We start from the raw sequence: 10,358 nt of genomic DNA on the forward strand, positions 1-10,358 counted from the left end.
GGCCCCGGACCCGGCGCCCGGCCCGTAGTTGCACTCACCAGTTGACACCGCCGGCCCGGTAGCGTCGTTCCTCCCGAGATCAACGCCGAGGACACCCGCCGATCCGCGCTTTCCTGGAGCGACGGGGGTGCCCCTATGAGTGGTCGGGCAGGGCGATCTGTACGGAGGCGCGGTCGGCCAGAAGAGGGCGGATCAGTGCGAGCGCCGCCTGGTGGTCGGGGTGGTCTCGGTAGGTCGCCAGCCCCGCCTCGTCGTCGACGTCGGCGGCCACGCCGAAGTCATAGGTGCCCTCGGAGATGCCGAGGTCGGGTCCGAAGGTGTAGGCCCGCAGCTCCGGGATGCGCCCGGGCAGCAGGGCGAGCGCGTCGCGGATCCGGTCCACCTTCTCGGGGGTCGCCTCGCCGTTCCAGCGGAACAGCGCGATGTGCCTGATCGCCATGGTGCAGAACCTACCGCCCGGGGCGGCGCGGGCCGCGCTCCGCCCCGCGTCGGAGGCGGCGTAGGCGCCGCGCACACACAGCGCGCACACCGCGCGGGCTCCATGCCGGAGACGCCGCGCGCACCACGCGGACGGCGGCTCCGGGACGGCCGCCGGGGACGGTCGGTGCCTGGCCGGGCCCCGGCCGTCCTGCTAGGCTACCAAGCGAACGCTTGGTAGATGTCCGGTCCGCGGTCCGTCCGCGAGGGAGGATGCGGCCTTGAAGTTCTCCACCTTCCATCTCTTCCACCGCTTCCCCGGCCAGTCCGTCACCGAGGTGTACGACCACCACGCCGAGCTCATCGAGCTGGCCGAGGAGCTCGGCTTCCACGGCGCGCGCGTCGCCGAGCACCACTTCCGCGACTACGGCACGGTCCCCTCCGGCCTGGCGTTCCTCGCCCACATGGCCGGGCGGACCGAGCGCCTGCGCCTGGGCACCGGCATCGTCGTGCTCCCCCTGTACAACCCCGTGCACGTGGCCGAGCAGGCCGCCATGGTCGACGTGCTCTCCGGCGGGCGGCTCGACCTCGGCGTCGGCCGCGGCTACCAGAGCTACGAGTTCGACGGGTTCGGCGTCGACCTGTCCCAGGCCCGCGCGCGCTTCGACGAGGCCCTGGAGACCGTGCTGGCCCTGTGGGGCGGCGAGCCCGTGCGCCGCGAGGGCGCGTTCTCCGCCGTCGCCCCGGACCTGGACGAGGGCGTCACCCTGATGCCCCGCCCCCTGCAGTCCCCGCGCCCTCCGGTGCACGTCGCCGCCGTCAGCCCGGAGACCGTCGAGCGGTACGCCGCGCGCGGCCTGCCCATCCTCGCCGACCCGGCCGCCCCCTTCTCCCGCGTGGCCCGCGCCGCCGAGGCCTGGCGCTCCACCGCCGCCGCCCACGGGCACGACCCCGACGCCGCCGAGCTGGTGGTCGGACGCTCCGTCCACGTCGCCCCCTCGGCCGGGCAGGCCCGCGAGGACCTGGAGCGGTTCGAGGCCTCCTTCGACCGCACCCGCATCTTCAACGAGCGCAGCGCCCCGCTCGACCGGCGCACCGGCGAGATGGCCCAGGGCTTCGAGTACTGGCAGAACCGGTACATGAAGGGCGCCGAGGTCGGTACCGACGACCGCTGGGAGCGCCTGGAGGTGGTCGGCGACCCCGAACGGGTGGTCGGTCAGGTGCGGGCGCTCCAGGAGATGGGCTTCGGCCACCTGCTGTGCGACTTCGGCAGTACCCGGCGGATGCCGCTGGAGGAGATGAAGAAGGTGCTGAAGTTCTTCGCCGCCGAGGTCATGCCCGCATTCGCCTGACACCGCACCACCCCGGACCCGCCGCCCCTCGGATCCGCCGCATCCGCCCCCCCGACCCGGCCCCGCCCCTGAACCGGAACCGGAACCGTGCCACGCCCCCCACGGAGGCCCGATGTCCGCCGTCCATGCCCTCACCATCGCCGACATCCTGCGCGAACACCGCCGCTCGCGGCCCGCGACCACCGCCGCCGTCGACGGGCCGGTCCGCCTCACCTACCCCGCCCTCGACGCCCGCACCTGCCGGCTGGCCCGCGCGCTGGCCGACGCGGGGACCGGGCCCGGCGACCGCATCCTCTACATCGGCCGGAACTCGGTGCGGCTCCAGGAGGGCCTGCTCGCGGCGGCGCGGCTCGGGGCGGTGTTCGTGCCCGCCAACTGGCGCCAGAGCGCCGACGAGCTGGCGTTCGTACTGCGCGACCTCGCCCCCGCGGCGGTCCTCTGGCAGGGCGGCGACCTGGAGCCCGCTGTGCGCGCCGCCCGTGAGGCCGTGGCCGGGGAGCGCGCGCAGGAAGGCTGCCTGTGGGTGCGGTGCGACGGCCGGGCCGACGGGGACGCGGCGGGCGCGGACCCCTACGAAGAGCTGATCGCGTCGGCGGCGGAGGAGGATCCGGAGGGCGACACCGACGCCTCCCTCCCCGTCCTGGGCCTGTACACCGCGGCGTTCGACGGGCGCCCGGCGTGCGCGCTGCTCAGCCACGCCGCCCTCATCGCGCACGACGCCGCCCTGTTCCAGGTGCGCAGGATCGGCCCGGGCTTCACCTTCTTGAACAGCGGGCCGCTGTTCCACGTCGGCACCATGATGTTCAACCTGGCGACGTTTCACGCCGGCGGCACCAACGTCTACATGCCCGCCTTCGACGCCGCCGAGGCGGCACGGCTCATCGAGGCCGAACGCGTGGACCACATGTTCGGCTTCGGCCCCATGCTCGACGCCGTCGCCGAGGCCAACCGGGACGAGGACGGCAAGCCCCGGCACGACCTGTCGAGCCTGCACTTCGCCTCGCACTCCCCCGCGTGGGACGCCCAGGTCACCGTCGGCACCGACCCTTGGAGCGTCTCGGGCATGGGCGGCTACGGGCAGACGCAGGCGTGCGGCATGCTCACCTACCTGGCGCTGGCGCCGGGCGGCGAAGGGGCGGCCGGGCGCCCGTCCCCGATGGTGCACGTGCGCATCACCGGGCCCGGTGGCGAGGAGCTGCCCGCCGGGGAGACCGGGGAGATCACGGCGCGGGGGCCGAGCCTGTTCAGCGGGTACCACGCCCGCCCCGAGCTGACCGCGCGCACGCTGTCCGGGGGCTGGCACCGCACCGGCGACCTCGGACGCCGGGAGGCCGACGGAACGATCACCTTCATCGGCCCGCGGCTGCGCATGATCAAGACCGGCAATGAGAACGTCTATCCGGCCGAGGTCGAGCGCGCGCTCAAGGCCCACCCGGGGATCGCGGACGCGGCGGTGATCGGCGTGCCGGACGAGACGTGGGGGCAGAGCGTGGCCGCCGTGGTGCAGTGCGAACCCGGGGCGCGGCCGACCGAGGAGGAGGTCGTGGCGCACGTACGCGGCCTGCTGGCCTCGTATAAGAAGCCGCGCCGGGTGGTGTTCACCGACGCCGTGCCCAAGGACGGCCACCTGCCCGACTACGCGGAGCTGGACGCCCTCTACGGCGGGGGCGGGTACCCGGGCGAATGACCCGTCGGTCCATCGGGTCCGTTCCGGCGGCTCGCGGGGTACCGCGACGCGGAGCGGACCCGTCAAGGACGCGGAGCGGCTCCATCAAGGGGGCGGAGCGGCTTCGCCGAGGGCCGTCGAAGGCCCGGAACGGCTCCGTCGAAAGCGACGGGCGGGCGGGCCACAGGCGCCGGGGGAGGGTGCCGGGCCCAGGGGCGGGGGACAGCCCCTGGGGCCGGCCGCGGGGGAAATCCGCGGCCGTCACGGCTTCCATGCGGACGTGGGGGTCCTGGAAGCCCGGCCGGGTGCGGTTCTCGGGATTCGGCGCCCTGGGGGGCGGGGCCGCACCGCCGAGAAGAACCTAACGGCGCTCCGGTCACGCATCCGAACTATTCCGGTAACCGGAATGTCTCGATTCCTCCTCACCGGCCTCGCCTGTGGCCCGCATGAGCAGTCACGATAAACGCGGGATAAGCGACCCGCCAGAGGGACCCGGCGTCCGGATCCGGCCGCACGCGGGCGGTTCACAGCACCGCGAGGGGGTTGACGGGGCTGCCCGTGCCCCCTCCGACCGGCAGCGGCGCCACCACGAGGAGGAAGTCGGCGCGGCCCGCTCCGGCCAACTCGGAGCCGAGCCCCTCCAGCCGGGCCATCTCCACCAGCGGGACGCCGTGCCGCCACAGCAGCACCAGGTGGGCGTCGTCCTCGGGCGCGTCCACCGGCCCCCCGTCGGCACCGAGCGCCTGCACACCGGTGTTGTCGCACACCACCACCGCCGCGTCGCGGGCGGCCAGCCAGCGCACCGCCGAACCGTCCAGACCCGGCTGGGCGCCCCGGTACAGGCCGGGGTCCTCCTCCCAGGCCAGCGGCCAGCCCGTGCGCACGACGGCGGCGTCCCCCGGGGCCAGCAGCCGGGCGCCGGGCATGGCCTCCAGGTCCGCCGCGCCGACGCGGTCGTCCGGGCCGAGGCGGGCGGCGCCGCGGTGCCGGGCGGCGTCGAAGAGCACGCCCCGGGTCAGCACGCCGCGCGCCGCCGCGTGCTCGACGCCGAGCCGGGAGGCGCCGCGGCTGCCCACCCGGCCCGCGGGGTGGCCGTTGTACATGCGCTCCCCCGCCCACATGTGGCACAACGCGTCCATGTGCGTGGTGGTGCCGTGCGGGGAGAGCACGAGCGCGTCGTCGGCGACCCGGCGTCCGCCGGGCAGGGACGGTGCACCGGCCGCCTGGTCGCCGCCGTCGACGGCCATGTAGTGCTGCGGGAGGGGGCGCCCGGCCATGTGCGGCACGCGGGCGGGGCGTCCGCTGGCGGTGGCGCCCTCGATCGGCTGGGCGAGGCTGAGCACCCGGCCCTCCCGGGCGGCGGCCAGGCCGCGCATCACGGCCCCGGGGGTGATCAGGTTGAGGGCGCCGAGCTGGTCGTCCGGCCCCCATCGGCCCCAGTTGTGCGGCCCGTGCGGGGCGTGTTCCCGTGCGTCGTCCACGGCGGCTCCTCTCCGACAGGTCGGGTGATCACATGTAGGCGGGCGGCCGGTAGCATGCGCGGGTCGCCCGAGATCGGGAAAGGCAGGGGGCAGTGTCCGAGGAGACCGAGGTCCACGGCGTGTGCGCGCCCGGGTTCGAGCGGGTGCGCCGCGTCTTCGAGAACAACTTCGCCCGCGGGCTGGAGGTCGGCGCCGCCGTCACCGTCTTCGCCGGGGACGAGCGGGTCGTCGAGCTCTGGGGCGGCTGGGCCGACCGCCGCTCCGCGCGCCCGTGGCGGCGGGACACCCCCTGCTTCGCCTTCTCCTGCACCAAGGCGGTGACCGCGGCCGCGGCGCTGCGGGTGGCCGAGCGGGGCGGGCACGACCTGTCGGCGCCGGTCGCCTCCTGGTGGCCGGGGTACGACGCGCACGGCAAGGGCAAGACCACCGGCGAGCACCTGCTGTCCCACCAGGCGGGGCTGCCCGCCTTCGACACCCCGGTGAGCGCCGTGGAGGCCGCCGACCCGGCGGCCATGGCCGACCTGCTGGCCGCCCAGGCCCCCGCGTGGGAGCCGGGAACGGCCCACGGCTACCACGCCTTCACCTACGGCTGGCTGGCCGGGGAGATCGTGCGGCGGCTGGACGGGCGCACCGTCGGGGCGTACACGGCCGACGAGATCGCCGGGCCGCTCGGGCTGGACCTGTGGGTGGGCGCGCCGGACGGCGTCGCCGAGCGGGCCGCCCGGCTCACCCGGCACGCGGGCGGCGGCCCCTCCCGGTCCGCCGACATCGCCGATGGGCCCTCCGACGACCCGATCGCGCGGATGGCGCGGGCCGCCCGCGATCCGGAGAGCCTGTACTCGCGCTCCTTCCGCAACCCCGACATGGCCTCGGTGCCGGGCGGGTTCAACGACCGCGGCGTGATGGCGGCCGGCTGGCCCGCGGCGGGGCTGACCACCACCGCCACCGGGCTGGCGGGGTTCTACCGGGACCTGCTGGCCGGGCGGATCGTCTCCCCGGAGACGCTGCGGGCCGCGGTGGCGCCGCGCGTGGAGGGGGATGACGCCGTCCTGCACCTGACGAGCGCGTTCGGTCTGGGGTTCATGCGCCCGTCGCTGGTGTTCGCGGTGCCCCGGGCGGCGCAGGCGGGGGCGTTCGGCCACACCGGCTCCGGCGGTTCGATCGGGTTGGCCGACCTGGACCACGGCATCTCCATCGGGTACGTGATGAACGGCCTGGGAGCCGAGCTGTCGGGGGGAATGCGGTCGATGCGCCTGGTGAAGGCGGTCTACGACAGCCTGCGCTGAGGAACGGGGGGGCGTCGGGGTCCCAGCCGCCCGAGGACCACGGCCTTCACACAGATGGTGGCCGCCGGGATGGTGGCCGCCGGGTCGAATGGGCGTCCTCCCTCTCGAAGGCCGGGGCTTCCGTCACCGGAACTCCCGTAGCGGGCGATCGGCGACGGGCGATCGGTGACGGGCAGTGGGCGGTGGCACGGTCAGTGCATCGTGATGCCTCCGCTCACCGAGAGGGTCTGGCCGGTGATGTAGGAGGCCGACGGGTCGGCGAGAAAGGCCACCGCCGCGGCGACGTCGGAGGCCTCGCCCAGGCGGCCGGCCGGGATCCTCCGCACCAGCGCCTCCACCATGCCCGGGTGCTCCTCGGAGACGCGGCGCAGCATGGGCGTGTCGGTCGGCCCCGGGCACACGGCGTTGCACGTGACCCCCTTCCGCGCGTACTCCCTCGCCAGCGACTTGGCCAGGCCGAGCAGCGCCGCCTTGGTGGCCGAGTAGGCGGCCTCCCCTCCGGCGCCCGCGCGGGCGCTGTCGGAGGACACGAAGACCACCCTCCCGAAGCCGCGCTCGGCCATCCCCGGCAGCAGGTCGCGGGTGAGCAGCATGGGCGCGCGGGCGTTGACCCGCCACATCAGGTCCCAATCGGCGGGGTCGCCGCGCGCGAACGGGCCGACGGTGCTCACCCCGGCGTTGTGCACCAGCACGTCCACGCCGCCCCCGGCCGCCTCGCACGCCCTCCCGGCGGCGGCCGCCGCCTCGTCCGGGTCGGCCAGATCGACGCCGATCGCGCTCGCACCCGGGAGGGCCGCGACGGCCGCCCGCGCGGCGGCCGCGTCCAGGTCGGCCGCCACCACCCGGGCTCCGGCGCGGGCCAGGGCGGCGCACACCGCCCGGCCGATGCCCCCGGCCGCGCCGGTGACCAGCGCGGTCCGGCCGCCCAGGCCGACGGGGCCGAGGGGGCCCAGCGCATCCCCGGGATCCTCGGCGCCTTCGGTGTCCTGGGGCCGGTGCACCACGGGGCCTCCTTCCGGCGGCGCGCGGACCGCCCTTGCCGGTCGACCAAGCATACGCTAGCTTGACTACACGCGGTTGTCACGGGACCCGGGAGGTCGCGGTGGCCATGGACGCGGACGGCGGGCGCCCGCACCCGGTGCCCACTCCCCTGACCGAGCCCTACTGGCGCGCGTGCCGCCGGGGCGAGCTGGTGATCCAGCGCTGCGCCGCCTGCCGCCGCTACGTGCACTTCCCCGAGCCCGCCTGCCCGTTCTGCGGCGGCGCCGGCCTGGCCTTCGAGCCGGTGTCGGGGCGCGGGCGGGTGGTCACCCACACCACCGTGCACCGGTCGTTCGCCCCGGGGTTCTCCGACGCCGTCCCCTACACCCTGGTGTGGGTGGAACTCGCCGAGCAGGCGGGGCTACGCGCCTTCGGCGGGCTGCACGGAACCCCGCCCGGGGGTCCCCGCATCGGCCTTCCGGTGCGGGTCGCCTTCACCGACCTGCCCGGATTCGGCCCGATCCCCGACTTCCGAGCGGACACGGAGGACGCATGAGCACTGAACCCTCCCACGGACACGATGGCCCCCAGGGGGCCGAGGGGCCGACCGGTGGCGCGCACGTGCGCGGCGTCCTCTACCCGGCGAAGGACCTGACGGCGTCCCTGGCGTTCTACCGCGACGCCCTCGGACTGCCGGTGCGCTTCACCGACGGCGGCCGGTACGCCGCCCTCGGCGACGGCGGCACCTCGTCGCTGGCCCTGGCCTCCGGCACGGAGGCGGCGGTCGGCGCCCCCGCCGCGACGGTGCGCGTGCCCGACGTGGCGGCCGCGGTGGAGGCGGCCGTCGCGCACGGCGCCCGTGTGCTCGCGCCCGCCGAGGCCGGGCCGCACGAGGTGCGGGCCGTCGTGGCCGACCCCGACGGGCACCCGGTCGTGCTGTACGCGCCCGCCCCCGGGCCCTGACCGTCACCGGCCGCGCGCCGGAGCACCCCCCCAGGAGGCCAGGTGGAGCAGAACACGCAGGCGGCCCCGGCCGCCGACCCCTTCGGCAACTACGGATACGCGATCCTGACCGCGGGCGCCCTGGCCGCCCCCGACCGCATGGCCCTGACCTACATGGGCGAGCGCCGTTTCACCTACGGCGAGCTGAACCGCGCCGTCGACCGCCGCGCGCACGCCCTCGCACGGGCGGGCGCCGTGCCGGGGCGCCGGGTGGCGGCCCTGCTGACCGAGACGGTGGCGGTGGCCGAGGTCTACCTCGCCCTGTTCAAGTCGGGCGCGGTCACCGCCGCGCTCAACCCCTACTGGGAGGCGGACGTCCTGGCCGAGGTGGTGTCCCGGTCGGGCGCCACCGCGTTCGTGTACGACGCGGGGGCCGAGGAGCTGGTACGCACGGTGCGGCCCCGCCTGCCCGGCATCGCGTCCTGGATCCGGGTCGGCGGCCCGGCCGAGGGGGACGCGGGGACGGTGGACCTGGACGCCCTCGGAGAGGACGTGCCGGACACCGAGCCGCCGGTCCACGGAAGCGGGGACGACCCGCTCGCGCTGTTCTACACCTCCGGCTCCACCGGCCTGCCCAAGGCCGTCGTGCACACGCACGCGAGCGCGCTGGCGACCGCCCGGCTGTGGCAGGACATCCCCGGCGGCCCGGACGGGGTATTCGGGACCGGCGCGATCATCTGGGGCATCGGCTTCCCGGCGATCGCGGGACCGGCGCTGTACGGGCGCATGCACCTGGTCCTGGAGCAGGACTGGGGGCCGGAGAACTTCCTCCGGGTCGTCCCCCGGGAGAAGGTGACGCACGTGAGCCTGATCCCCGGGTTCTTCAGCGCGCTGCTGGCCGACGCCGAACACGAGAAGGCCGACCTGTCGTCGCTGACCACGGTGGTCCTGGGCGGGGAGCCGATCGCGCCGGCGCTGCTCGCGCGGATCAAGGACCGGCTGCCGCAGGCCCGGGTGTACGGCTACTACGGGCAGACCGAGGCGCCGTACTCGGTGTGCGGTCGGATCGACGACGGGACGTGGGACCGGCGCTCGTCGGGGCGGGCCCGTACCGGGTTCGCGGTGCGGGTGACGGACCCGGACGGGCGGCCGGTCGTCGGCGAGGCCGGGGAGGTCAACCTGGCGGGGCCGCACCGGATGGCCGGGTACGACGGACTGCCGGAGGCGACCGCCGAGGTGCTGCGGGGCGTCTGGTACGTCGGCGGCGACCTGGGGGTGCTGGACGCCGAGGGGAACCTCCAGGTGCTCGGGCGGCGGTCGGACGCGATCCTCAAGAAGGGGGTGTGGACCCAGCCCGCGCGGGTCGAGGAGGCCGCGCTGGAGGTGGAGGGCGTGGCCGACTGCGGGGCGGTGGGCGTGCCGGAGAACCCCGACGGGGCCGAGGCCGCGGAGCAGCGCATCCTGCTCGCGGTGGTCCCGAGGGCGGGCTCGGCGGTGACCCCGGAGGGCGTTGGGCGGGAGCTGGCCGGCCGCCTGCCGGAACACCTCCGCCCGGACGCGGTGGTGGTGGCCGACGGCCTACCGCGCACCCAGGACGCCTCGGGCGGTCCGGGCAAGCTGCTGCGCCGCAGGATCAGGGAGCTCTACGGGCACCGCGCCGGATGAGCACGGTGGGGCGCCTGTTCGCCGCCGCCGGGGGTCCGGGGAGGGGGTCGGCCCGAGGATGCCGCCGGTGCGTGAGAGCACGGCGGGGGTGGTGCACGGACGAGCCGAGCGGCGGCTCCGGGCGGTCGCGGACGCACCGGCCGTCCGATGGTGTCCTGCCCGGTGGTGTGCCTCTCGCCGACCGCGGCAGCCCTCGTCGGGCGGCCGGAGACCGCCTCACCGAAGGGCGGGGTGCCGGCCGGGGACGGGCCGGTCCCGTTCCGTGGCCGTCACCGGCGGGCCGACCTGGGCGGAGGGAAATCACACCGCTCCAAGGGACACGGCCGGCCGTCCGGCCGGGGCCGGACTCGGCGCCACCCGCCCCACCGCATCCGCCGACGGTGCGCTCGACGGGGCACCGCCCCGGTGCGCCGGGGACCATCACCCGCCGGGACCGCACGGTGGGCCCCGTCCAAGCCCCTGTGCGGTCCCGGCGGGTCCGGGCGAGCGGCGGGCACCGGGGCCGTTCCGGGTCTCCGTCCTACCCGCTACGGCCCCCGGACGCCCGGGCCCGGGGACGCGTCCCCGG

Annotated in this window: 9 protein-coding genes; 6 read left to right on the plus strand and 3 right to left on the minus strand. The window is 76.1% G+C overall.

The genetic code is table 11. The features are described 5' to 3' along the window. Window positions 1-133: 133 nt before the first annotated feature. Window positions 134-439, minus strand: coding sequence for a Dabb family protein (locus O4J56_RS31170; RefSeq protein WP_270690762.1), 306 nt, complete (start codon window positions 437-439; stop codon window positions 134-136). Window positions 440-698: 259 nt separating this feature from the next. On the opposite strand from O4J56_RS31170, the gene O4J56_RS31175 reads away from it, so the two are divergent. Together O4J56_RS31175 and O4J56_RS31180 are read left to right on the plus strand one after the other, a co-directional pair. After that, the gene (locus O4J56_RS31175) at window positions 699-1,769 is read left to right on the plus strand and encodes an LLM class flavin-dependent oxidoreductase (protein WP_270690764.1); all 1,071 of its coding nucleotides are present in this window, start codon (window positions 699-701) and stop codon (window positions 1,767-1,769) included. Window positions 1,770-1,881: 112 nt separating this feature from the next. Further along, the gene (locus O4J56_RS31180) at window positions 1,882-3,456 is read left to right on the plus strand and encodes an AMP-binding protein (protein ID WP_270690765.1); all 1,575 of its coding nucleotides are present in this window, start codon (window positions 1,882-1,884) and stop codon (window positions 3,454-3,456) included. Between the two features lie 503 nt (window positions 3,457-3,959). Here the strand turns inward: O4J56_RS31180 and O4J56_RS31185 are convergent. Then, window positions 3,960-4,916, minus strand: a complete 957-nt coding sequence (locus O4J56_RS31185) for a cyclase family protein (protein ID WP_270690766.1) — start codon at window positions 4,914-4,916, stop codon at window positions 3,960-3,962. Window positions 4,917-5,008: 92 nt separating this feature from the next. Between O4J56_RS31185 and O4J56_RS31190 the strand changes: the two genes are divergently transcribed. Continuing rightward, window positions 5,009-6,202, plus strand: coding sequence for a serine hydrolase domain-containing protein (locus tag O4J56_RS31190; RefSeq protein WP_270690767.1), 1,194 nt, complete (start codon window positions 5,009-5,011; stop codon window positions 6,200-6,202). A gap of 191 nt (window positions 6,203-6,393) precedes the next feature. On the opposite strand, the gene O4J56_RS31195 is transcribed toward O4J56_RS31190, so the two are convergent. Further along, entirely contained in the window at window positions 6,394-7,206 is an 813-nt protein-coding gene (locus tag O4J56_RS31195; RefSeq protein WP_270690768.1) for an SDR family NAD(P)-dependent oxidoreductase, read from the minus strand. 104 nt (window positions 7,207-7,310) lie between these two features. On the opposite strand from O4J56_RS31195, the gene O4J56_RS31200 reads away from it, so the two are divergent. From O4J56_RS31200 to O4J56_RS31210, 3 genes are read left to right on the plus strand one after another with little or no spacing between them, the layout of a single operon-like run. Further along, window positions 7,311-7,739: a Zn-ribbon domain-containing OB-fold protein gene (locus O4J56_RS31200; protein WP_270690772.1), complete on the plus strand. Its 429-nt coding sequence runs from the start codon at window positions 7,311-7,313 to the stop codon at window positions 7,737-7,739. Then, window positions 7,736-8,146, plus strand: coding sequence for a VOC family protein (locus O4J56_RS31205; RefSeq protein ID WP_270690769.1), 411 nt, complete (start codon window positions 7,736-7,738; stop codon window positions 8,144-8,146). The genes O4J56_RS31200 and O4J56_RS31205 overlap by 4 nt, the downstream gene beginning before the upstream one ends. Before the next feature lie 42 nt (window positions 8,147-8,188). Continuing rightward, window positions 8,189-9,790, plus strand: coding sequence for a class I adenylate-forming enzyme family protein (locus O4J56_RS31210; protein WP_270690770.1), 1,602 nt, complete (start codon window positions 8,189-8,191; stop codon window positions 9,788-9,790). Window positions 9,791-10,358: the final 568 nt, after the last annotated feature.

It is taken from the genome of Nocardiopsis endophytica (assembly GCF_027706725.1).
GTDB classification, from domain to species: domain Bacteria; phylum Actinomycetota; class Actinomycetes; order Streptosporangiales; family Streptosporangiaceae; genus Nocardiopsis_A; species Nocardiopsis_A endophytica.

Excerpts from the sequence above, each read along its gene's own strand:
- O4J56_RS31170 (WP_270690762.1), bottom strand. The coding sequence starts at position 439 with ATGGCGATCAGGCACATCGCGCTGTTCCGCTGGAACGGCGAGGCGACC.
- O4J56_RS31205 (WP_270690769.1), top strand. The coding sequence starts at position 7,736 with ATGAGCACTGAACCCTCCCACGGACACGATGGCCCCCAGGGGGCCGAG.
- O4J56_RS31200 (WP_270690772.1), top strand. The coding sequence starts at position 7,311 with ATGGACGCGGACGGCGGGCGCCCGCACCCGGTGCCCACTCCCCTGACC.
- O4J56_RS31180 (WP_270690765.1), top strand. The coding sequence starts at position 1,882 with ATGTCCGCCGTCCATGCCCTCACCATCGCCGACATCCTGCGCGAACAC.